Source organism: Sphingomonas sp. S2-65 (assembly GCF_021513175.1).
In the GTDB taxonomy this organism is placed as follows: Bacteria; Pseudomonadota; Alphaproteobacteria; order Sphingomonadales; family Sphingomonadaceae; genus Sphingomonas.
In genome coordinates this window covers 3,303,378-3,326,120 of sequence record NZ_CP090953.1, presented here as the reverse complement: position 1 = coordinate 3,326,120, position 22,743 = coordinate 3,303,378, and the positions used below count along the sequence as shown (strand labels likewise).

Below are 22,743 nucleotides of genomic sequence, written 5' to 3'. Positions count from 1 at the left end.
GGCGTGCGAGAGAGGGATCGGCGTCTGACCCCATACCACAAGATGCTTGCCGATCGAGCGACTTGGCCGCACCACACCGGCAATCAGTCTTGAATGGAAGAACGTGATGGGCTCCGCCCTACTAATCTCGGTGGTCGATGACGACGAGGGCATCCGCATATCCCTCGACGGCCTGCTGCGAAGTGCGGGCCACCGCGCGCAGACCTACGCCTGTGCCGAGGATGCGCTGGCGGATACGGAAGTCGCGCAAAGCGCCTGCGTCATCACGGATCTGCAGATGCAGAAGCTGAACGGCCTGGAATTCGCCAGGCAGTTGCGCGCCATTAATCCGGAGATCCCGATCCTGCTGATCACCGCCTATCCAACGGCGGAGGCGGAGCATCGCGCCCGTGAGACGGGCGTGCTGTTCCTAAGCAAGCCATTCGAGGCGAACGAACTTCTGAAGCTGGTCGACGAGATGATCGGTACGGGCGCCCGGTGAATACGCGTCCTCTCAAGACGATCTCAATGATGACCATACTTCCAGCGGAACTGCCGTGCCGCCTTCATCCCTCATGCCGCTAGTGACACGGTCTGCCTGCCGTAACCACGACGGCGGGCGCGAACAATCCAGAGTGCGTGTCTTCTGGGCCATCGCGGTGGGCAACTGTCTGGAGCTCTACGACTTCACGCTGTTCGGCTACTTCTCCGTGGTGCTGGCCAAAGTGTTCTTCCCCCAGGCCAACCCTATGACGGCGCTTCTGCTCACCCTTTCCACCTTCGGCGTCGGCTTCGTCACACGTCCCGTGGGAGGCATCCTCTTCGGCGCCTACGCGGATCGAAATGGACGCCGGAAGGCAATCGTGATGACGATGGGGCTCATGTCCCTGGGCACCGCCATCGTCGCCGTCTGCCCCGGATACGCAACCTTGGGCGTAGCGGCACCGATCATCCTGGTGATCGGGAGGCTGATCCAGGGGTTGGGCATGGGTGGAGAGGTCGGGCCAACGGCCGCCCTCCTCTTCGAGCTCAGCCGCGGCCGCCGGCGAGTTCTCTACGTGAGCATCTTCATGGCGAGCCAGGGCGTCTCCGCTCTCCTAGGAGGCCTTACAGGCTATGCTCTTAGCGCCACTTTCAGTCCCATGGACATCTCAGCGGGCTTGTGGAGGCTCCCATTCCTGATCGGCCTGCTCATCGGACCGGTCGGTCTCTACCTACGCACGACCCTGCAAGATCCCGACGATCAGGTCACCGAGCAGGAGTTTCCAGTCCGACGCGTGCTCGCCCGCCACAAGGCCCAGCTCGCATCCGGCTTCCTTCTGTTCCTGTCCGGAACTGCATCGACCTACGTGGTGATGTTCTATCTGCCGACCTATCTCACCGGGGTGGTGAACGCACCACCCAGGACGGCCTTCCTCGCAGGCTGTGTTGCGGGCCTGGTGATGGCCGCCGGATCACTCCTGGGAGGGCTTGTCGCAGACCGGTTTCAGATACGCCGACTGCTCGTCCTGATTGCCATCACCGGCTCTTCGCTCCTGATCATACCGGCCTTTCGCCTTCTGCACGATGCGCCGGGTCTCGCGGCGACCCTGACCATCGTAGCAGTGCTGGTCTCGTTCAACAGCCTCCAGGCTGGATCCGTCCTTTCGCTCATCCTGGAGTCCTTTCCAGCCGGCGTTCGGGCCACCGGGCTCGCCCTGGTCTACAGCACCGGCGTCATCGTCGGTGGTTTCGGGCAGCTGATCGTCACGGCGCTAATCCAGGCGTCGGGCGACCCGGCCGCTCCCGGCTTCTACATGATCGCATGCTCTGGCCTAACCGCCCTGTCACTCATCTTCGGGCGTTTTTCCGAAGCGCCTCGGCATGTAAAAACAGGAGTTGGCGGTCAGCGCGCCCGGGTTGCGGCTACCGCCGCGCCGGATCGAACCGGCAGCTTACTGCACGTGCGCCAACGGTAGAGTGAAGACCACTTCCGTGCCCGTGCCGCTGCTGATGATGCGCAGCTCACCACCGTGGTCCTCCACGATCCGCTTACAGATGGACAGCCCCAGACCCAGCCCTTCAGGCTTGGTCGTGAAGAAGGGTTCCAGCGCCCGGTCTACGTCGACGACGCCTGGACCAGTGTCCCTTATCCGGAACACGACGAATCGATCCTCCCGCTCGAGGGCGAACGAGACGATCCTGTCCTCGTTGGTCCCACCGTCCGTCGCCATCGCCTGAAACGCGTTTATCGCGACGTTCACGAGGACCTGCTTAATCTGAATGGGGTCTGCAGCAACCTGAGGCAGGAGCCCCTTCATCGTGAAATCGATGCGGATCGCCTGCCCTCGGGCCTCGTGCTCGATCAACGCGATGGCCTCGCCGACGAGCTTGGCAGGGGCAACCTCGACGAACTGGGTGCGGGAGGACCGCGAGAAGTCGCGGATGCTCCTGATCACCTGCGCCGCGTGGGTGGCGCTCGTGTTGATGCGGCCTACGAAGGTCCTCGCCTCCTCCAGGTTCGGGGGCGTCTGCGCGAGCCAGCGGCTCGCTGCTTCGGCGAAGACGCTGATCGAGCTGATCGGCTGGGAAACCTCGTGCGTCATCGATGCGACGAGTTCGCCCACGAGCGACAGGCGACCCGCGTGGTTCAGCGCCGCACGCGCGACATCCAGGGCCTCCTGCGCGCGCTTCTGCTCGGAGATATCCACTGCGAAGAAGTAGACCCGGCCGAAGTCCTCAGCCCGCTCCGGAAGCGTGGTCTGCCAGAGTATCGGCGTGCGCCGCCCATCTCCGCCCACGAGGTCTCGCTCGCCTCTGCATACCCGTTCGCCCCGCGCAATGGCGCGCACGACGGCGCCATTTGGATCAGCCGGCAGCAGCACGCCGACCTTCTCTTCGAGCACGGCGATGCTCGAGACGCCCAGCAGCCGAAGCGCCGCAGGGTTCGCATCCACGATGCGATGGTGATGGCGCAGCTTCCGGAGGTAATCGGGATCATCGTCGAGCACGCGCTCGAGCCCACCCTCGCCGGAAGCGCAGTCACGCAGAACCGCCGCGCGGATCTCCTCCCAATCCTCGCACAGGATCGCGATGGGAGATTCCAGGAAGACATCGGGATGCCTGATCTCAGGATCCGGTTTCGTGAAGTCCGGCAATCGCTACTGACCCTCGAAAAATACTGGAAGCCGCGAGCCTTCAACCAACTGGCAGAACGCGGGTGGCCGAACGTCGCCGAACCGAGTCCGACCCCCTCCTTAGAGCGTCGCGAGAGCGTCGCGTACCCCAACCATGTTATTGGTTGCCCAGGAGCAATTCGCTGCGAAACGTCCTGCATCGGCAAGCGTCGGGGGACGGAGAATGCGTAGTACGGTGTCGATCAGCCCATGGTTACGGGTGGATCTTGCATGGCTGTACGAGCGGCAGGACGTGTCAGCACGCGCTACCACCCAGCTCCTGCATTGGGCCGCCTGCGCGCCTTTCCTCCTGACAATCGTGGCCCACCCGGCTCATGCCCAGTCGGCAGGCCAGCAGGGCCTGCGCCTCGAGGCCCCCGCGGAAGCCGGCTCCGAAGAGCCGGACATCATCACCGTCACGGGCTCCCGGATCCAAGATGGCCGCGACCAGGCGGTGCCGGTGGCGATACTCGCAAGCAACGAGATCGAAGCGCAGAGTCCCGCCAACTTGGCGGACCTCGTGAACCAGCTTCCCGCGATCTCGCCGGGCAGCACCTCGGGCAACAGTTCGGGCAATCTGTCGAACGGACTCGCAGGCATCAACTCGGTCAATCTTCGTGCGCTGGGTGCCACGCGAACCCTCGTGCTCATTGAGGGCCGGCGGTCCGTGGGTTCGGCGATCAATGGCGTGGTCGACATCAACACCATCCCGCAGGCGCTCGTCAGACGCGTAGAAGTCGTGACCGGTGGTGCATCCGCGCAATACGGATCCGACGCAATCGGTGGCGTCGTGAACTTCATTCTCGACAAGGACCGAAGGGGCATATCGTTCAAGGCGGATCAGGGCGTGACCACCCGTGGCGACGGCGCATACCGCCGGTTCGAAGTAACCGCCGGCCTGTCGCTGCTGGATGGCCGGATGCAGGTGCTGCTCAACGGCGACCACTTCGAACAGGAGGGCGTCAGCTCGATCGACCGCCCGTGGAACGGCCGCGGATACTTCCAGATCAACAACCCGGCATACACTCAGACGAACGGCCAGCCGGAGCGGCTCGTGGGCGCCGGCGTCGCCCCCGCGACCTACACGTCTGGCGGACTGGTCGCATCCGGCCCGCTGCTCGGGACCTACTTTCTTGGCGATGGGCGCACAGGCCAGCTGGACTATGGCGCCTACGCCCCTGCGGTCGGCGGCTGGATGGCCGGTGGAGACACGGACGTCACGCTGTCGGGGCATCTGGGCTCGAACTCGCTCATCCCCGACGAGCAGCGGACCGGCCTGTTCGGCCGCACCTCCTTCGCGATCAGCAGCGCCGCCACCGTCTTCGGCCAGCTGTCGTGGAACCGCTATCGCGGACGAAGCGCATATCAGCGAACGCCGAGCACCGGTGTCGCCATTCGGCAGGACAACGCCTTCCTGCAGTCGCGATATGCCGCCTTCGCTGGAGCCATGAAGGAGCTCGGGCTCGCCTCCGTCTCGATCGGCACCAGCAACGCGAACCTTCCGGTCCCAGGCAGCGACAACCGGCGCGACGTCTACCGCTTCCTTGCTGGAGCGGAAGGGCACTCGAGGCTGCTGGGCCGGGATTGGAATTGGAACGGCTCATTCCAGCATGGCCTCACGGAGGCCCGGGAGGAGCTGGTCAACGTTTGGAACACCGCCCGCATGACGCTCGCTCAGGACGCCGTCAGCCTCAACGGACAAACTGTCTGCCGATCGTCGCTAGCGGACCCGCGAAACGGATGCGTTCCCATCGACCGCCTCCGTAGCGGCATCCCCTCCAAGGCGGCCCTCGCCTACATCTTCGGCCCTCAGCAACCCAGACGGGACGAGACGATCAGGCAAGATGTCGCCAGTATCGGCGCGGACGGTCAGGTCTTCCAGCTTCCCGGAGGCGCAGCGGGCCTTGCCGTGGGCGCAGAATGGCGTCGGGAGGGGATCCGGGCGACAGTGGATCAAGCGTATCGATCCGGCTGGCTATACGGGAACTATCAGCCGGCCGACGGCCACTACGAAGTCAAAGAAGCCTTCGCGGAACTCAAACTGCCAATCCTGTTCGATCTGGGTGTCGAGGGGGCAGTCCGCGTCACCGACTACTCGACCTCGGGCACGGTCGTGACCTGGAAGGCAGGTGCGACCTGGATACCTGTCAAAGGTCTGAGGCTGAGGGCGACCCACAGCCGCGACATCCGTGCACCGAACCTCTCGGACCTGTTCGCTGGAGCCACGTCGCGCACGAACACAGTCATACTCCCAAGCGCCGCTCCCATCAGCGGCTCGACGCAAGTGCTCGAGCAGACGCTCTCCAATCCGGATCTCAAGCCGGAGCGCGCGCACAGCTGGACGGCAGGCGCCGTCATAGCCCCTCGCTTCCTTGAAGGGTTCTCGGTTTCCTTCGACTACTTCTCGATCTCGATCACCGACGCGATAGGCTCCGTGACGGCGCAGAACACCGTCAACCTCTGCTACTCCGGCGCCACGGTCTATTGTCCCAACCTGGTGTTCTCCGACGCGACGCTCGCCTCCATCCTGGTCCGTCCGGTCAACTTCGCCAGCCAACGGGAACGCGGCTTCGATGCCGAAATCAGCTATAGCACGCCGCTCGCAGCGATCTCACCTGGTCTTCCCGGCGTCTTCCGGGTAAACGGCTCGATCACCCATTACATCAGCAACGCCGTCGACAACGGAGTCTTCCCGGTCGACTACGCAGGGGTGAACGGCGACAGCACGTTCGGCAGCCCCGCCGTGCCCAGCTGGACCTACCGCGTCAGTGCCTTCTGGGAGGCCGATCCCCTGACCTTGAACGTCGTCGCCCGTGGCTTCGGGTCCGGCGTCTACGGGAACGACTTCATAGAGTGTTCGTCCAGCTGTCCCGTCTCCACGACCCGCTATCGAACCATCAACGACAACCACATCGCGGGCGCGACCTATCTGGATGCATCTCTTCGCGTCCGCTTCAAATCCGGCACGCACGAAGGCGCCCTCACGATAATCGCGACGAACATTCTCGACGAGGCGCCGGTGGCCGTCGGCAACGGTCCCGACGGCAACAACTGGCCAGCATATGCTCAGACCAACCGATTGCTCTACGACGTAGTCGGCAGGGTCTTCCGCATATCGGCCAGCGTGAATTTCTGATCACGGCGGCCCTCCGGCAAGTGCACGGCGCAGCTCCAATGACGGGATCCCTCGTCAGTCGAACTTGAAGGCTTCGTCGCCAAGGCGACTGTCGAGACCGCCAGCCTACCCTTCCTTGCTCAGTGTCTCCAGCAGATGCCGGAGCTGGGGCAGCAAGTCGGCGTCGCCATCCGCCGAACTCTGAATCAGCGTCAATCGTCCTGCGTAGGTCGAGGCGGCGATTACGTCCTGTCCTCGGAAAGGCTTCAGAATGGGACCGAGAATTCGCAAGCAGCGCGGTCCGTCAATCGCGCGGGCGGCGGCGATCACGCCCAGATTCGTGACGATCGCGTCGTAAGGCCCATTCGCGATGAGCCGGTCCCTTTCCGCCTCATAATCGCCGGCCGACGCGAAGCGGTCCCCTATTGCCGACACGAACCCGGCGATGCTCTTGGGCGTTCGGGCGGCAGCGATGCCGTCTCCGATCCGGCGGGCATGATGCCACATGTCCTCTCCGGCATCCCGGACACTTACCGCAATCGTGACGAAGAGGCCGTCCGCCGCGGAGGCTTCGAAAAGCGGCCGGACATCTACTGGGGACATGACTCGAAGGGCGCTTCGGGCAAGCGCGGGCTGATGCGGTTCGGCAGTGGCAGCGACGAGAAGGGAGTTGAAGGTGACACCGTGTCTCTTGGCCAGTTCCAGGAAGGACCCGGTCTCCTGGGATGTGAAACAGTGACTCGCCACGGTGAAGCCCTTCTCGATCCTCGAAGGCTGAATGCTGCCGCGCAACAGAGGCGGCGTGGGATAGCCGACGTAATGATCCAGCGGGAGAAAGTCGGCCTTACCCGGCAGAGACTCACCACCGGTCGCGGCGAGAAGCTGCTTCAGGATCAGAAGCGCGCCCTTCGCGTCCGTCACCGCATGGTGAAAGACGCATATCAGACTGGTGGCCTCTCCCTCCGATATCGCCGTCACCCGCAGCAGAGGCCCGTCACCCAACGCGAATGGCTCTCCAAGGGCTCCCACTATCTCCTGGTCAAGATCCATCACGGGAACTCGCTTCGCACGCAGCGCGATCGGTCCGTCGCACCGAAGAAAACTCAGGCGCCCCTCGTCATCTGTCCCGATCCTGACCTGCAGCAGCGGGTGGACGGCCTGCACCGCTTTCAACGCGCTGACCAGCGCCTCCTGCTCCAGGATGCCGTCGAGCTCCGCAACCAGCGCGAAGGCCATCGCTCCAACCTCCGAATAGGCAGAGAACAGATTCTCTATGGCGCCAAGTGGACGAAGAACCGTTGATTCAGCCATTTTCGCAGACCTCTTGCATGATCGGAACGACGCTTTCCTTTTCGGCGCGCACCGATGCACCGGGACGCAACGCCGCCCGGGTGCCGATCCGGTTTCACCCTGGAGCTTACGTCTCGTCTAACCTGAGGGAGCGGGCGGCTTAACCCGGACATCAGTAGGTGTTCTGGTCTCCGTACCGCACAGGACGGGATGGCCTGGACGGACCGGTAGCGACCGCGCGGTCTCTGATCCTTCGCCCATCGAACCGCACCCGCTTCAAGACGGCGGCCAACATGGCTGGAGCTTAGAAGGCGTTCGCCTGCAGGTCTGCCGAGGCTGTCTGCCGCGTTGGGGACGTCGGATAAGGTCGTGCGAGCGGCTCCTGAGGGGGAGGCAAGCACTACCAGGGTATGACTATGGGACAGCGGCCACACTGATAGAAGAACCCGAACCCTCGCAGGAGCAGTCCGTCATGGCCCTTACCGTCGCGAACGTGATCATCGACACCCTTCGAGAGGCAGGCGCAAGCCGCTGCTACGGCGTTCCGGGCGACACGCTCAACCACGTAACCGACGCCATTCGCCGAAGCGACATGCGCTGGGTCCACGTCCGTCACGAGGAAGCCGCCGGGTTTGCGGCAGGTGCCGAAGCCATGCTGACCGGCGAACTCGCCGTATGCGCCGGCTCCTGCGGTCCCGGCAGCCTGCATTTCATCAACGGGCTGTTCGAAAGCCACAGGAACCGTGCTCCGGTCGTGCTGATCGCCAGCCAGATCGTCCGAGACGAACTGGGCTTCGACTTCCCACAAGAAGTCGACTTCAAGGCTATCTACGCTTCCTGCAGCGTGTTCTGCGAGGAGATCCGCACTCCAGCGCAGGCCCGTCGGATGACCGCGATGGCGGCACAGGCGGCCCTTGCCAAGAAAGGGGTCGCGGTCCTGATCGTGCCAGCCGACGTCGCACAGTCTCCAGCCTCCGGCCAACCTGGCTTCAAGGTTCATCGCGCCGACCCGCAGGTGATCCCTGCAGAAGAAGCCCTGATCGAAGTCGCAGCCATCCTCTCCCGCGGCGAACGCGTCGCGATCTACGGTGGCTCAGGATGCGCAGAGGCGCACGACGAAGTGGTCCAGCTCGCCCGGAAGCTCAACGCGGCGGTCGCGCACACCTCGCGGGCCAAGGACTTCTTAGAGTACGACAACCCCTTCGACGTCGGCATGACCGGCGTCTTCGGGTCCGAAGCCGGCTATCACGCGCTTACGAGTTGCGACACGCTGCTGCTTCTAGGCTGTGACTTCGCCTGGCGACAATTTTATCCGTCGGGTGCGACGATCATCCAGATCGACATCGACGGAACGCACCTCGGCCGCCGCCACCCGATCGACTTGGGCCTGGTCGGAGGTGTGAAGGAGACGCTTGGAGCCTTGCTGCCCCTCATCGGAGTGAGGACGGACCGCTCGTTCCTCGACGAGTGCCTGGAGCACCGGACGCGAGCCGTCGCAGCGCAGCGCAAGCACGCGGTCGTCGATGACGGACACCCGATCCACCCGCAATATCTCACCGAGAAGATCGCGGCACACGCAGCACCTGACGCGGTCTTCACCGCCGATGGCGGCTCTCCGATGGTGTGGTGCCTTCGACACGTCCCTGCGACGGGTCGGAACCGGACGGTCATCTCGCTCACGCATGGAACCATGGCGAACGCGATGCCTCAGGCGCTTGGCGCCCAGGCGGCGTTTCCGCACCGTCAGGTGATCTCGTTGTCCGGAGACGGCGGAATCGCGATGTTGCTGGGGGACCTGCTGACCGCGGTGCAGGAGGAGCTGCCCATCAAGGTGTGCATCTTCAACAACGGCACGCTCGGCTTCGTGGAGCTCGAGCAAAAGGTAGAGGGCCTTCTGGAGGCGTTTACGGAGCTCAAGAACCCCGACTTCTCTGAGGTGGCTCAGGCGATGGGACTATGGAGCCGCCGCGTCGAACGGTCGAGCGACGTGGATGAGGCAGTGCAGCAATGGCTGGCCGAGCCGGGACCCGCTCTTCTTGACGTGGTGATCGACAGGTTCGAACTCGTGATGCCGCCGAAGGTGGCACCAAGCCAGATCTTCGGAACGGCTCTCTACTCCGCCAAGGCCGTGCTCGCAGGCAAGACGGATGACGTTCTGCACCTGATCGGTGCAGCAATTGGTTGAACCCCGGTATCATCGAGTCCCGGGCCGCGATGTGGACGCAAGACCATGAAGCGGCTGGAGGCGCCCTCCGGCACCAGAGGATCAACGAAGTCTAGTCCGCGCTTTGGACCCAAACTGGGCTTTAGCGAGCGTCCAAGAGTGGGTGGCTTACGGACTGGCCGCTTCCGGGAAGAAAGATCGCGATAGCTGACATCGCGGAACGCTGCCGCCTCTCCCGAAGTCAATGGTGAATCGGGATAGCCCATGCCGTTCTCTGCGCATGATGCTTGGGATTTCCCGTATTCACCAATTCCACTTTCCTATTCATCCTGTCCCTATATAACGCGGTATATATCAGCTGTGGGGTTGCTATGGATGATGTGATTCGAGGCATGGGCAGCGCCTTCTTGGGAAGCCGGCTTAAGAGGCTTGGGGAGCGGATGCAGGCCGGTGCGGCGCGGGCCATCACTGCCGCTGGACTGGAGGTGCAGCCCGCCCACATGCCCCTGCTCGTAGCCCTGGACGGCCGCGCTTTGACGATCGGTCAACTCGTGCAGGTGGTGGGCGTTAGCCAGCCCGGAATAACGCGAGGTGTAGGCCAGCTCGGGGAGATGGGACTGGTGCGGGCTGAGACTGGAAGGGATCAGCGACACCGAACCATATCACTGACCGACAATGGTGCCGCCGCAATTGCCCGCGCCAAGCTGTTTGTCTTTCCCCAAGTCACCGAAGCTATCGATCGGCTGCTAGCCGGACGTGCCGACGAGCTTCTGGCGATCATCGCCGATGTCGAACACGCGCTCGCGGCTACCCCTCTCGATCAATTGGCGGCGCAAGCGCAGCCCAACGTGCTGTCCATCCGCGACTATTCCGACGATCTCGCCCGCGAGTTCCACGACATCAACGCGGAATGGATTTCCGACATGTTCCGCATGGAGGAGACGGATCGGAAAACACTGGAGAATCCGCGCGCCAGCATCATCGAAGCCGGCGGTGCCGTCCTGTTCGTCGAGGCGAGGGAACTGGGGATCATCGGAACGTGCGCGCTTCAGAAGACCAGCGCGACCGGCTTCGAGCTGACCAAGATGGGGGTCCGCAAGACAGCGCGCGGGCTCAAGGCCGGCGAGTTCCTTCTGAACGCCGTCATCGACAAGGCGCACGCGCTCGGAGCCGATCCCCTCTACCTGTTGACGAACAGCCGCTGTGCCGCGGCGATCCACCTCTACGAGAAGCTGGGGTTCAGGCATGATGCGGCCATCATGGCCAATTACGGCGCACGCTATGCGAGGTGCGATGTAGCTATGCGCTATGTCGGGGCCGAGACGGGTGTAGCGGCATGAAGATGATCGGCTTGATCGGCGGCATGAGCTGGGAGAGTTCGGCGGAGTATTATCGCATACTCAACGAGGGAGTCCGGGAAAGGCTCGGTCCGACCGCGTCGGCCCGGTGCCTCCTATGGTCGTTCAACTTCGCGGAGATCGAGGATTTGCAGCACAGGGGCGATTGGCCTGGCCTGACGACGCATATGGTCAATGCGGCACAACGCCTCGAGACGGCCGGTGCGGACGTGCTGTTGATCTGCACCAATACCATGCACCGCATGGCGTCCGACGTTCAGGCCGCGGTGGGCGTGCCCCTGCTCCATATAGCCGATCCCACGGCCGAACGCATCAAGGCGGCCGGCTTCAGGAAGGTAGGCCTGCTCGGCACGGCGTTCACGATGGAGCACGCGTTCTACAAAGGACGGCTTGCCGATCAGCATGGCCTCAGCGTCATCGCTCCAAACGATGAGGACCGCGCCACCGTCCATCGCATCATCTATGAAGAGCTAGTCGCTGGTAAAGTCTTGCCGGCATCGCGCGATGCTTACCGCGCAATCATCACCCGCCTAGTTGAGAGCGGCGCGGAGGCGGTGATCCTGGGATGCACCGAAATCATGCTGCTGATCCGGCCGGAAGATAGTCAGGTGCCGATGTTCGACACGACCGCCCTTCATGCGGCAGCGGCGATCGAGATGGCATTGGCAGGATAACCGCCGCATTTCGAGAACGAACCCTCACCGGTAAAGCGGGCTGCGCCTGCCGCCCAGGTGATCGGTTCTGGTTTCGCCGCCCCAAAACCTGTTCCCGATCGCTCTTTCCCGAAATCGCCGCGCGGAGATGGAAAAGCGGGTAAGATCGCGCTGAACGAATGACTGCTTTCAGTGTCTCGCAATACTCGACTGAATGGCTGAGATCGGGCGTAAGCAGACTTCCGCTAACACGCAACACGCTTCCACTCCCTCCAGCCAGCGTGCTGTCGGAGAAATCCTAAGTAAGGTGGGTTGCGATTCAGGGTAGAGGGCGCTCGACAACGGAACGCCTGCGGCCGCCCAAGCCGTGACGCTGCCGATGCGCATCAGGTCACCCATCCCTTAGTGCACGGCGGCATCGGCTCCGCAAGGTGAAGTGCCAACGGGCCGAATCCGGCGATGATCGGCGTCTAAGTGTAACCACGACCGCACGTGCATTGACCCGTTCAATCATTCGCAACGCAAGGACGCCTCTCTCCTCGCTGCGTTGAAGTTGCGCCGCAGCCGTCCGCAGGGAAGCCGCTAGCCTCCGCTGACGGTCAGCGACCCCTCAGATTGGGCGAGTTGGCCCGGGCGAACGACAGCGTCGGAGATCGTGGAGATCGTCTCATCGACTGCGCGGCGCAGACCTCGTGCTGCGAGCAGCATCTCTCCAACGAAGAAGAGTATTGCGAGCATCGTCAGGACTACCGCGCCGCCGAAGAGCGCGAACAGCAGCTCAGCCGCTGCACGGTCGCGCAAAGCGGCCAGGAACAGGACGAAGACGGAGCCGCAGGTCATCGCCGCCGCGACTGCGGCGGCAACGACCGCGAAGTCGAGGGCGCGCGAGCGCCGCCGGAGCCTCCGCAAGCGCGCGGCACGCGCCGGGTCGCACGGCTCCCGGGCAAGCTGATCCGCCTGATCGCCTACCCTCGCCAGCCGGGAAGCGAACACATTCAGAAGCGCTCCTATCCCCGAAAGCATGAAGACGGGAGCCAACGCCGTCTGCACTACATGCGCCGTCGCTGCGGCATTCAAGGCGCATCCGCCGGACACGGGACCTACTCGGAAGTCAGAAGCACGGCGCGAGGTTGCGCGCGCCGGCTACAGAGGGTCCCTGGCCCACCTCGTTCCGCGGATTTCGGCCGGGGGCGCAGAAGCAGGTCCATCCGGCGGTGGTGGTCGACGCGAAGGAGACCACGCGCCGCCTCCGCGCGCCCGACCGCTGAGCCGATCGCCAGCCGCTCCTCCGGTATGCAGCGGCAGCGGACGCCGAGGCCGGTGCACCGACGTCCACCACCGTGCTCCTCAGGATCTTACGAAGGCGAGCAGATCCGGGTTCAGCACCTCGGCGTGCGTGGTCAGCATCCCATGGGGATAGCCCTTGTAGACCTTGAGCGTGCCGTGCTTGAGCAGCTTCACCGAGAGCAGTGCGGCGTCGGCGATCGGCACGACCTGGTCGTCATCTCCGTGCAGCACGAGCGTCGGAACCGTGATCGCCTTCAGATCTTCAGTCTGGTCGGTCTCGGAGAAGGCCTTGATGCAGTCGTACTGCGCCTTGGCGCCGCCGATCATGCCCTGACGCCACCAATTCTGGATGGTGCCGGGAACGACCTTTGCACCCTCCCGGTTGAACCCGTAGAACGGCCCGCTCGCGACATCGAGGTAGAACTGCGCGCGGTTCGCCGCGAGCGCCTGCCGGAAGCCGTCGAAGACGGAAATGGGCGTGCCGCCGGGGTTCTTGTCCGACTTCACCATTATCGGTGGGATCGCGCTGACCAGCACCGCCTTCGCAACGCGGCCGGGCTTCGCCCTCGCCACATAGCGAGCCACTTCGCCGCCGCCGGTGGAGTGGCCGATATGAACGGCATTCCTCAGGTTCAGGTGGTCGGTGAGTTCGACGACATCCGCGGCGTAGGTGTCCATGTCGTTGCCGGTGTCGGTCTGCGTCGAGCGACCGTGACCGCGGCGGTCATGGGCGATCACGCGGTAGCCGTGGCCGAGAAAGAACAGCATCTGTGCGTCCCAGTCGTCGGCGCTCAGGGGCCAGCCATGATGGAACACGACCGGCTGGGCCTCCTTGGGCCCCCAGTCCTTGTAGAAGATCTGCGTGCCATCCTTGGTCGTGAACGTGGCCATGGTCATGTCTCCGTCTGCTAGGTCGTGGGAAAGGGGGGCGGCGAAGGCGGGAACGCCGGCGACCGCGCCTGCGGCGATCATTCCGCCAAGAAGCTGGCGGCGGGTCGGCTCCAGGAGCACGGCCAGATCCAGTTCACCTAGAGTCATCGCGCCGCCTCCAGCTTCTCGATGGTCTCCTCGGTCGACCACAGCGCATTCGCCAGCCACCGGAAGTTCAATAGTGCGGCGGCGTAAGCGTCGCCCTCGGGAATCTTGCTCCCGGCGGTCGCGTCACGGACGACCACGACCTCGAGACCATGTTCGACGAAATCACGAAGGTGTGACTCGACGCAGAAGTTGGCGGCCATTCCAGCCAGAATGACCTGCGTGGCACCAGTCTTGCGCAGCTGGAAGAGCGTGTCGTTGGTCTGCGGGCCAGCGATCTTGTGGGGCGAGCACACGACCGTCCGCCCGTCGTCAATCAGATCCTTGAGTTCAGGAAGCCAGTCCGCTCCCGAGCCGGTGAAGCCGTCGACTGAGAGCGGATCCCTCCGCTCGAACATTCCGAGCTTGTGCATCAATGCCTCGCCGGGCGCTTGGAAGCTCCAGCGATGATCGTGCGGATAGTAGTAGTGAGGGGAGATGATGAGCGGGAGGTCGAACCGCTTCGCCGCCTCGAACAATCGCCGCAGGTTGGGCACCGTCCCCTGCTCCGCGATGCTCTCGGCGAATACCGGATACGCCGCCCCCGCCGAGCCGAGAAAGTCGATCTGCGGGTCCGTGACGACGATGGCGACGCGCGCGAGGTCGAGCTTGAACGTGCTCGGTGGGAGCGCCGGCTCAGTAGGGTCGGCGTAGGCCGGATTGCTGGGCGTATAGGTCATCGATACCTCGGAGCGGGTGAGCGGCGAACAAGATCGCCGTTGCGCAATTCCTGCTCGCTCGATGGCGCCGCTTCCATTCTACGAGAGGAGGCGCGCACCCATACCAAGGCAGGGGCAGGAAACCTCCAGTCGTCGCCCCACGTTCCTCTCGCATGAGACCAGAAATCACGTTCAGGCCGCTTCCCCTCGCGTTCATCCTCGCGCTCGCCGCGTGCTCTCCCGGATCGGAAGGAGCGAATGTCACTGCGCCGCGAGGCGGCGAACCAGCCAAGGCTGATGCGGCAGCGTCTCCTATCCCGACCGAGGCCAGGCGGAAGGTGGAGCCTGCGAAGGCTGATGAGACTTCAGCAGGTTCTGTCGCGGCCAAGGTGATCGGGCTTGAGGGTCTCGGTGATCTGAGGATCGGCCAGGCACCTCCCGCTGGAGGATCATGGGCCGAGCGCGGCGCCCAGACCAGCGGCGCCTGCCGCACCGTCAGCTCGCCGAGATACCCCGGCGTCTATGCCATCGTCTCAGGTGGGAAGGTTCAGCGCATAACGGTCGGTCAGCGCTCCGATGTGAAGCTCGCTGAGGGACTTGGCGTTGGCGCAACCGAAAGGGACGTGAAGAAGTGGTTCGGAGGCTTCCGCGAGGAGCCGCACAAATACGAGAAGGCCCCGGCCAAGTATCTTACGGCTCCAAACGCGGCGAGCGGCGGCCCTGCGGTCCGGTTCGAGATCGGACGCGACGGAAAGGTGAGCCTGATCCACATCGGCCTGATGCCGGTGCTGGCCTATGTCGAAGGTTGCTCTTGATGGCTCCCTCCTTGGCCGTAGTTGAGAGATGGAAGTCCTAGAGCGGTGTAGAAGCCCCATGATCCGATGGCCGGCCGGTAAGTCATACTCCGCTGGGCTGCGTGTGGACCTCCCACGCACCTGACTGCTCGGCGACTTGGCTGCGGAACGACGGAAGTGTTTGGGCACACATCGGACCGGCTCTGAACCGATGCGCTGCTCAAGCAATGAACGGACTCATCCCCTGGGAGAGCCTGCTTCGAGAGACGGCAGCGTGAACGTGAAGAGCGCTCCACCTTCGGGGCGGTTCATGGCTGCCAACTCGCCGCCCAGCGCCTCCACCGCCGACCTGCATATCTGAAGGCCCATCCCGATGCCGGTCGGCTTGGTGGTGTAGAATGGCTGGAATAGCTTCTCGAACTCGCCTTCCGGTATGCCCGGACCCGTATCGGAGACCCGAACGCGGACGCCGTCCTCGGCACGCACCAAAGAAAGCGAGATGATGCGCTCGCCGGGCTGATCGCGCATCGCATCAGCCGCGTTGCTGACCAGATTGACGAAGATCTGCTGCAGATCGACCGGGTCACCCGAAACGAGCGGCAATCCGTCTTCGCAGTCGATCTCGAGAGCCGCCTCGGCAACTCGCATGTCGCGCTCAAGCAGATCGCGCGTCTCCGCGGCGAGTGCACACAGGTCGACCGGCTTAGCGACACGAGTTCCTGCCACGATGCTGTCGCGCGTTCGTTTGACGATGCCGGCCACCCGCTGCGTCGTGCGCGTCAGACGTTCGAGGCTACGCTCGGCGGAGCCGATATCCGGCTCCTCCCTTTGCAGCCATCTCAGGGCCGTCTGCGCGTCCATGACCATCGAGGCGATGGGCTGGTTCAGCTCGTGGGCGATAGACGCGGAAAAGGCCCCCACTGTGGCGACCCGGTTGGCGCGAGCGAACTCCTCCTTCGCGGCAAGCCGAAGCTCCTCGATCCTCTCCTGGGCCCGCAGATCCACATGGCTCGACAGGTGAAGGCCGTCGGCAAGACGATTGACCGTGAAGTACACGGGTATCCTCACACCGTTTTTCCCCATCAGGACGGTTCGTCCGTCTATATGGTCGATGCCGTAGTAATACATCTCCAGCTGCCGCAGCAGCACCTGAGGTCCGTCATCCGCATTCTGCGCCGGGGGATTGGAAACGAGCTCTGCGACATCCGCATAGCCCATCATCCGAGCCAAAGCCTCGTTGACCCTAGTGGTTCGGATGAGCGCCAGGCATCGCGCGAATACGTCCGGATTCTCCGTCATGAAGGCGCGAAGATCCGTCACACCCTTTTCGCGCAACTCGTCCAGCAACGGCTCGGTCGCGCTGAAGTCCATCTCCGCGAAGGTGATGTTGCTGACGTCGAACAGGCTCGCATACCGTGCTTCCGTCCGCAGGAGGTCTGCTGTCCGCTCTTCGACACGAGCCTCCAGGGTGGCATTCAGAAGACTGATCTGCTCGCTCGCGAGGACCTCATCGTGGATGTCGACGGTTCCCCCGTAGCGTCCCGTCATCCTTCCGTCGGCATCGAAGACCGGCAATGCATAGAGCGACATCCATCGATAGCTGCCGTCCGCGTGCAGCATCCGGAACTTGCAGCGAAGCGGCCCCTCTCCAGTTCTCGACTTAACCAGGGCGGCAAACGCCTGCTCGCGATCTTCCGGGTGGATAGTCTCGCGCCAGCTCTCCTTCGCGATCGCGTCTTCGACCGACTGCCCGGTGAGATCGGTGTAGCGGCGATTGAAATACTCCACGGGACCCTCCGGGCTCGCTCTCCATAGTATCTGGGGAACCGAGTCGGTGAAGTTCTGGAGTTCGGCCTGGCTCTGCTCTAGCTCGCCCCTCAATCGCTGCAGCTCCTGCCGCGCGAGCACATCCTCGTGAACGTCGGAGACCCCGCCGTAATAGCGCAGCACCTCCCCGTCCTCGGAGCGCACCGGCCTACCTACAAGCGACATCCACCGATAGCTGCCATCCGCGTGCCGCAGGCGAAAGACGGCCTGAAGCTCCGTGCCCGCCTCGAATGAGGTCCGAACCCGCTCGAGATACCAGTCGCGATCGTCGGGATGGAAGTCCTCGATCCAGTCCTGCCGCGCAATCGTATCGTGCCGGTCGCGACCGACGATCTCGTCGTATCGCTTGTTGTAGTAGTCGACATGTGCCTCGCGGGTCGAACGCCACAGGATTTGCGGAACAGAGTCCGCGAAGTGCTCCAGATCCCTTTGGGTGTCCTCCAGTTCGGAGCGGAGCCTGATCAGTTCCTGCTTGCTCTCGAACTCCTCGTGAACGTCGGTGGCGCCGCCAAAACGCTCGATCTCCCCGGTTATAGGGGAGCGGACAGGCTGGTCGAACAGGTGCATCCAGCGATAGCTACCATCGACATGCCGCAGACGAGCATAGATGCTCGAGGTAGTCTGCGCAGCGACGGCCGCGGCAACCGCCTCCGCGGTGGATGCGAGATCGTCAGGATGGATGGCCTCCATATAGCGCTGCGCGTCAAGCGCGCTCTCGCGATTCAGGCCGGTGACCTCGCTCACCCGCGCGTTGAAATACTGTATCTCCCCTTGAGCATTCGCCCGCCACAGGATCTGAGGCACTGAGTTGGCGAAATACTCGACTTCGGCACGACTGCGCTCCAGATCCCGGCGCGCCGTCTCCAGCTTCTTGCGGCTGATGAGCAGCGCTCCGGTCACGCTGATGGCCACGCAGGCGAAGGCGAGGCGCAAGACGCTTGCGACCGTCGGGTCTGCACCATGGACCACGTACCAGGAGGCAGCCGCCAGCATGGCGCACGCCAAGGCGCCGCCGCTGACTTCCCGTGCCGTCCCGGCGCGCGCGATCAGGACGAGGACCGCCAGATAGAGGATCGAAACGGAAACATCGAAGCCGGCGATGCTGTCTACGGCGAGAACCGAGAGCGCCAGCATGGTCGCGGCGACAAGCAGCACATGCCGGCTCCGTCTATTGCTCATGTCGACCCCACAACGCGCCCCAAATGTGACGACATGGCGCCACACCCCTACCTACGTCCATATCGCGCCGCCCCCGCAGCTTCTCCAAATCACGCATCGAGGAGAAGATCTCATGGACCGTCATTCAAGCGCCCCGACCCGATACGCCGATGTCGGCGACAAGCGATATGCCTATCGTCGTTTCGGAGCAAAGACGAACTTTCCCATCGTGCTGCTCCAGCATTTCACGGGCGGTCTCGATCACTGGGACCCACTCCTTACAGACGGCCTCGCTGAGCATCGGGAGGTCATTCTCGTCGACAACGCAGGCGTCGGGGCGTCAACTGGGCAGACGCCGACTACGATCGAAGGCATGGCGGATTGCATCCTCGAGTTCGTAGATGCACTCAAGCTGGAGAGCTTCGACGTTGTGGGCTTCTCCATGGGCGGCATGGTTGCCCAGGCACTCGCAAAGCAGCATCCAGCAAGGATACGGCGCCTGATCCTCGCGGGCACAAGCCCAAGAGGAGGCGACCCGACGCCCCACCAGGCAGAAGTATCCCGGCGCGCGTCCGGAAGCGCATCTCTCGACGACTTCCTCTGGTTGTTCTTCGGTCACTCGGAAGCCGGCAAGGCCGCTGGCCGCGCCTTCTGGAATCGCCGACACGCGCGAACGGAGGATCGCGATCCCCCAAGCGGCCGCGAGACGATCATGGCGCAGGTGGCCGCAGGGCGGGACTGGCTCCAGCCGCATGGGCAGCGCTTCGAAGACCTCAAGAGTATTTCCATGCCGACGCTGGTGGTGAATGGAAGCAACGACGTGATGCTGCCCACCATCAACTCGTATCATCTCGCACAGCACATTCCGAACGCCCTACTCATCCTGTATCCAGACGCAGGTCACGCGGCCCACTTCCAGTATCCGGAACTGTTCCTTTCGCACGCCAAGCTGTTCCTCGCCGGCTGAGGTCAGGGCGAGGCACGCACCAGGCGGTCCTCGAGCTCGCTGACCTTCGCATTACCGAGCTTCAACCCGGAGAGCTCATCAAGCGCGGCCGCGCCGACCTTCTCCTCGGCGTCTCTCCGAACGATGAGTGTCGCCTGGTCAGTGCCGCCAAGCAGGCCCTTCGGCTCCGAAAGGGCGCGTATCTCATGGCGCGCATGTAGGAACTGAGGGTGCCAGAGCGGCACCACGACCCACCTACCCTCCGCGACCGCCGCTTCGAAGCGCTCGAAGCACTCCGCCTCCGTGCCCGTCTCGAAGTGGTAGCCCGCGGCATCCAGGCCATACTGCTCGACTATCGCCTTCGAAAATCGGCTGATGCCTGCTCCAGGATTGATGCCTTGTATCAGTCGCTCCATCCGATCGACCGCAGGCGCGTGCAGGAGATCTTCAACGGCTGCCACTTCGTTCGCCGGAACATAATGCGGGACGCCCCAGATGCAGAAGGGCTCGTAGAGCACCGTGATCTTCCGGACCTCGTTCTCGAAGGGAGCAAGGTAGGCACCGTGGCTGGAGGGCAGCCAGGCGGAAACCAGCATGTCAATTTCGCTCTGCCCCATTCGCCTGAACATGTCCTCGTGGGGCGCTGCGGAGCGCTCCACCTCGTGGCCATGCCGCACAAGGACCGCCTCCACCTCTCGCGCACTGGCGTCATGGAAGCCGAGATCGATATGCCCGACACGGATCTTGCTCATTTCGTGACCTCCAATTTGTAGAGTCTGATCGGCCAGACGGTCTGCGATCTGCCGCTGTGGAACAGGCCGACACGATCCATCTGCGGAACCGGAAGGAAGAGGCAGCCGTCGCGAGTCAAAAAGGGTGCGTCGACCCAGTGAAGCGCCGGGTCGGAGATTAGCGTCTCGATTCGCCCGTCCGGATGGCGTCGCTTGATGCTGTTCGACGCGAGTTCGGCGAAGAACAGGGTTCCATCCGGCCCCATGACCGTTCCGCCCACCGGCGGAAGGTCAGCCCATGGCTCGATGGCCGCCGCGAGCGTATCGGGCTGGATCGCTGGATCCTCCAGCAGTCGCGTGGGAACGCGTGACCAAGGCCCCTCGAGCGGGCCGAAGAAGAGCCAAGCGCCGTCCGCGCTCACCTCCAGCGGGTCGGCGTGGACCTTGAGCGGCGCACCGCCAGGCCCCTTCACCGTCTCGCCATCCAGGACGATCGGACGGCCTTCGGGCGCGACGGTGGCTGGGTGACCATCGAGCACCCGCCGGCCCTTGCCACTCCGCAGATCGAGAACGATCAGACCGGGACGACCCGCATCCGTCAGATAGGCGCGATCGCCATTGAACCTGACGTCGTCGATGTAGCTGCCGTCGAGCGCCAGATCGGGTCCAAGCGGAACGATCCGATCGACCCGTCCGCTGCCCAGTGCGACACGGACCAGCTTCGCGCCTCCTGGCAGAGGGCTTCCGCCAAAGCTGGGGGAACCCGTGTCGACGATCCACAGGCCACCGCGTCCGTCCAGATGCAGCGCGTTTATATTGACGAAGGCCGAAGCCGGGTCGTCGCCCGGCTTCCAAGCGTTCCATGCCGCGTCCGGGTAGGGCCGCGGCTCGCCCCCATCGGCGAGAAGGCTGAGCTGGGGTCCTCGGCCTCCAGCCCAGCGCGGGCCGGATACGAAGATGCGGTTCCCGTCAACGGCGACCGCGTTCCAGATCATCGCGTCACTCTGCGCAACGGGCACGAGCTTCGGGGCATCGTCGGCAAGAGCGGCCGAGGACGAGGTGGCCGCCGCCAGTGCCACCAAGGCCCCGATGCCGACGCCGGCGACAATCGATCTTCTGATCATGGCGTTCTCCTCCCAGGCAGAATGCCACGCCACCCGTCCGCCGGGGACGGCCACTTCCGTATGCCGGTCATGCGCTCATGAATGGGCGAGCTCTCCCGGTCCCCCTACCAATGGAGGGGAGGCCCAGACCCGCGGACGCCTGTTCCGACGCGCGACCTCCGGACACAATCATCACGACCGGGCCGGCTGAAGCACTTGCCCTCCGGTGCCGCTGCCATTCCCCCCCAGGCAGCGCGCCGGCCCGGCACCTGGCTGGAGAAAGACGAGTGATGAACAGTTCGGGTCCAGTCAGACCGCAGCACCGGCATCGCCGCTGCGCAGGCACATCCGATCTTCCGTCGGCGCTGGCGACCTGGTGCCCGCTCCATGTCTGAGGCAGCCCTTCAACGCTCAGGCGTCGACAGGTTTCGACGCCGAGAGACCCTGCGCAGCGCGACGGATCATTTGAGGCGGCTGTCCGTAGGAGCGGAGGAACGCACGCCGCATCCGGTCCCGATCCACGAATCCCGTCTGCTGGGCCACCACGTCGATCGAGTGCGTCGTGTCCTCCATCAGAGCACGGGCCGCTTCTATCCTCAGGTGCTCGATCGCCTTTGCGGGGGACTGCCCGGTCTCGGACTGAAACGCCCGGCTGAACTGACGGGGCGAGAGATGGGCCACCTCCGCAAGGTCGTCGACAGAAAGTCTTTGGGTGAGGTTTCGCCGGGCGAACGTCAGCACCGCCTGCATCCGGTCCGACTTCGGCTCCAACTCGAGCAACGTCGAAAATTGCGACTGTCCTCCGCTTCGGCGATGGTAGACGACGAGCTTGCGGGCGATCTGACGGGCAGCCTCGATCCCGAGATCCTCCTCCACCAGCGCCAGGGCGAGATCGATCCCGGCCGTCATGCCGGCGGACGTCCAGATCGGTCCGTCAGCGATGAAGATGCGATCCTCCTCGACCTTCACCCGCGGATACCGCAGGGCCATCTCGCGTGCATACATCCAGTGGGTCGTGGCACGGCGCCCGTCGAGCAATCCAGCCTCGGCGAGCACAAGCGCCCCTATGCAGGGAGCGGCTATGCGACGGGCGAAGCCCGGCGCCTTGCGGACGAACGCCACCACCTCCGGCGTCGCTTCGTCCATGCTACCGCCGACGACCAGAAGATCGAGCGGCTCGCCACCGAACCTGGTCGTCATGACCTCGAAGCCGACCGAGGTGCGCACGGGGCCCCCGTCTTCGGAGAGCATGCGCAACTCGTAGAGCGGTTCTCCGGCCTGCAGATTGGCCAGCTCGAAGACCGTCGAGACCGCGAGACTCATTGGCGAATAGCCCGGGTGAAGAATGAATCCGACCTTGCGCACGCCTCAGATCCTGGAATGTCCGAAATCGACGCTTCTATGTCATTTCGGACGCGAACCAGCAAGCCTACCTTCCATGCATCCGCAA

17 protein-coding genes are annotated in these 22,743 nt (G+C 63.9%); 8 read left to right on the top strand and 9 right to left on the bottom strand.

Annotated features, from left to right (window positions below; all coding sequences use genetic code 11):
• The first annotated feature begins 46 nt into the window (after window positions 1-46).
• Window positions 47-481, top strand: a complete 435-nt coding sequence (locus tag LZ586_RS15645; protein WP_235077245.1) for a response regulator transcription factor — start codon at window positions 47-49, stop codon at window positions 479-481.
• 133 nt (window positions 482-614) lie between these two features.
• A complete protein-coding gene (locus LZ586_RS15640) occupies window positions 615-1,937 on the top strand; it encodes an MFS transporter (RefSeq protein ID WP_235077244.1) in 1,323 nt (440 codons plus the stop codon).
• Here LZ586_RS15640 and LZ586_RS15635 read toward each other — a convergent pair.
• Complete coding sequence (locus LZ586_RS15635) at window positions 1,914-3,116, bottom strand: sensor histidine kinase (RefSeq protein WP_235077243.1); 1,203 nt, start codon at window positions 3,114-3,116, stop codon at window positions 1,914-1,916. The two genes, LZ586_RS15640 and LZ586_RS15635, sit on opposite strands and share 24 nt — an antisense overlap.
• Before the next feature lie 202 nt (window positions 3,117-3,318).
• On the opposite strand from LZ586_RS15635, the gene LZ586_RS15630 reads away from it, so the two are divergent.
• Window positions 3,319-6,270, top strand: a complete 2,952-nt coding sequence (locus LZ586_RS15630) for a TonB-dependent receptor domain-containing protein (protein WP_235077242.1) — start codon at window positions 3,319-3,321, stop codon at window positions 6,268-6,270.
• 105 nt (window positions 6,271-6,375) lie between these two features.
• Here LZ586_RS15630 and LZ586_RS15625 read toward each other — a convergent pair whose 3' ends face one another.
• A complete protein-coding gene (locus tag LZ586_RS15625; RefSeq protein WP_235077241.1) occupies window positions 6,376-7,485 on the bottom strand; it encodes a phthiocerol/phthiodiolone dimycocerosyl transferase family protein in 1,110 nt (369 codons plus the stop codon).
• Between the two features lie 526 nt (window positions 7,486-8,011).
• On the opposite strand from LZ586_RS15625, the gene LZ586_RS15620 reads away from it, so the two are divergent.
• The 3 genes from LZ586_RS15620 (at window position 8,012) to LZ586_RS15610 (ending at window position 11,735) form a co-directional block, all read left to right on the top strand.
• On the top strand, window positions 8,012-9,724 hold the full coding sequence (locus tag LZ586_RS15620; RefSeq protein WP_235077240.1) for a thiamine pyrophosphate-dependent enzyme: 1,713 nt from the start codon (window positions 8,012-8,014) through the stop codon (window positions 9,722-9,724).
• Between the two features lie 266 nt (window positions 9,725-9,990).
• A complete protein-coding gene (locus tag LZ586_RS15615; protein ID WP_235077239.1) occupies window positions 9,991-11,043 on the top strand; it encodes a bifunctional helix-turn-helix transcriptional regulator/GNAT family N-acetyltransferase in 1,053 nt (350 codons plus the stop codon).
• Window positions 11,040-11,735 carry an aspartate/glutamate racemase family protein gene (locus LZ586_RS15610; RefSeq protein ID WP_235077238.1) on the top strand — a complete coding sequence of 232 codons (696 nt, stop codon included), beginning with the start codon at window positions 11,040-11,042 and terminating at the stop codon, window positions 11,733-11,735. Before LZ586_RS15615 ends, LZ586_RS15610 begins: the two co-directional genes overlap by 4 nt.
• Window positions 11,736-12,296: 561 nt before the next feature.
• On the opposite strand, the gene LZ586_RS15605 is transcribed toward LZ586_RS15610, so the two are convergent.
• The 3 genes from LZ586_RS15605 to LZ586_RS15595 form a co-directional block, all read right to left on the bottom strand.
• On the bottom strand, window positions 12,297-12,764 hold the full coding sequence (locus tag LZ586_RS15605; protein WP_261346012.1) for a DUF2721 domain-containing protein: 468 nt from the start codon (window positions 12,762-12,764) through the stop codon (window positions 12,297-12,299).
• A 297-nt stretch (window positions 12,765-13,061) separates the two neighbouring features.
• Window positions 13,062-13,892 carry an alpha/beta fold hydrolase gene (locus LZ586_RS15600; RefSeq protein WP_235079829.1) on the bottom strand — a complete coding sequence of 277 codons (831 nt, stop codon included), beginning with the start codon at window positions 13,890-13,892 and terminating at the stop codon, window positions 13,062-13,064.
• Between the two features lie 143 nt (window positions 13,893-14,035).
• On the bottom strand, window positions 14,036-14,755 hold the full coding sequence (locus tag LZ586_RS15595) for a cysteine hydrolase (RefSeq protein WP_235077236.1): 720 nt from the start codon (window positions 14,753-14,755) through the stop codon (window positions 14,036-14,038).
• Window positions 14,756-15,123: 368 nt separating this feature from the next.
• On the opposite strand from LZ586_RS15595, the gene LZ586_RS15590 reads away from it, so the two are divergent.
• Window positions 15,124-15,549 carry a hypothetical protein gene (locus tag LZ586_RS15590; RefSeq protein WP_235077235.1) on the top strand — a complete coding sequence of 142 codons (426 nt, stop codon included), beginning with the start codon at window positions 15,124-15,126 and terminating at the stop codon, window positions 15,547-15,549.
• A 216-nt stretch (window positions 15,550-15,765) separates the two neighbouring features.
• Here the strand turns inward: LZ586_RS15590 and LZ586_RS15585 are convergent, their stop codons facing one another.
• A complete protein-coding gene (locus tag LZ586_RS15585; RefSeq protein ID WP_235077234.1) occupies window positions 15,766-18,510 on the bottom strand; it encodes a PAS domain-containing protein in 2,745 nt (914 codons plus the stop codon).
• 136 nt (window positions 18,511-18,646) lie between these two features.
• On the opposite strand from LZ586_RS15585, the gene LZ586_RS15580 reads away from it, so the two are divergent.
• Window positions 18,647-19,480 carry an alpha/beta fold hydrolase gene (locus LZ586_RS15580; RefSeq protein WP_235077233.1) on the top strand — a complete coding sequence of 278 codons (834 nt, stop codon included), beginning with the start codon at window positions 18,647-18,649 and terminating at the stop codon, window positions 19,478-19,480.
• 2 nt (window positions 19,481-19,482) lie between these two features.
• On the opposite strand, the gene LZ586_RS15575 is transcribed toward LZ586_RS15580, so the two are convergent.
• From LZ586_RS15575 to LZ586_RS15565, 3 genes are all read right to left on the bottom strand, one after another.
• Window positions 19,483-20,211: a glycine betaine ABC transporter substrate-binding protein gene (locus LZ586_RS15575; protein ID WP_235077232.1), complete on the bottom strand. Its 729-nt coding sequence runs from the start codon at window positions 20,209-20,211 to the stop codon at window positions 19,483-19,485.
• Complete coding sequence (locus LZ586_RS15570) at window positions 20,208-21,368, bottom strand: major royal jelly family protein (protein ID WP_235077231.1); 1,161 nt, start codon at window positions 21,366-21,368, stop codon at window positions 20,208-20,210. The genes LZ586_RS15575 and LZ586_RS15570 overlap by 4 nt, the downstream gene beginning before the upstream one ends.
• Window positions 21,369-21,704: 336 nt before the next feature.
• Window positions 21,705-22,658, bottom strand: coding sequence for a GlxA family transcriptional regulator (locus tag LZ586_RS15565; RefSeq protein WP_235077230.1), 954 nt, complete (start codon window positions 22,656-22,658; stop codon window positions 21,705-21,707).
• Between the last annotated feature and the right edge of the window lie 85 nt (window positions 22,659-22,743).

Coding starts and splice junctions, on each gene's coding strand:
- LZ586_RS15630 (WP_235077242.1), top strand. CDS start 3,319: ATGCGTAGTACGGTGTCGATCAGCCCATGGTTACGGGTGGATCTTGCA.
- LZ586_RS15625 (WP_235077241.1), bottom strand. CDS start 7,485: ATGGCCTTCGCGCTGGTTGCGGAGCTCGACGGCATCCTGGAGCAGGAG.
- LZ586_RS15620 (WP_235077240.1), top strand. CDS start 8,012: ATGGCCCTTACCGTCGCGAACGTGATCATCGACACCCTTCGAGAGGCA.
- LZ586_RS15610 (WP_235077238.1), top strand. CDS start 11,040: ATGAAGATGATCGGCTTGATCGGCGGCATGAGCTGGGAGAGTTCGGCG.
- LZ586_RS15600 (WP_235079829.1), bottom strand. CDS start 13,892: ATGGCCACGTTCACGACCAAGGATGGCACGCAGATCTTCTACAAGGAC.
- LZ586_RS15595 (WP_235077236.1), bottom strand. CDS start 14,755: ATGACCTATACGCCCAGCAATCCGGCCTACGCCGACCCTACTGAGCCG.
- LZ586_RS15580 (WP_235077233.1), top strand. CDS start 18,647: ATGGACCGTCATTCAAGCGCCCCGACCCGATACGCCGATGTCGGCGAC.
- LZ586_RS15575 (WP_235077232.1), bottom strand. CDS start 20,211: ATGAGCAAGATCCGTGTCGGGCATATCGATCTCGGCTTCCATGACGCC.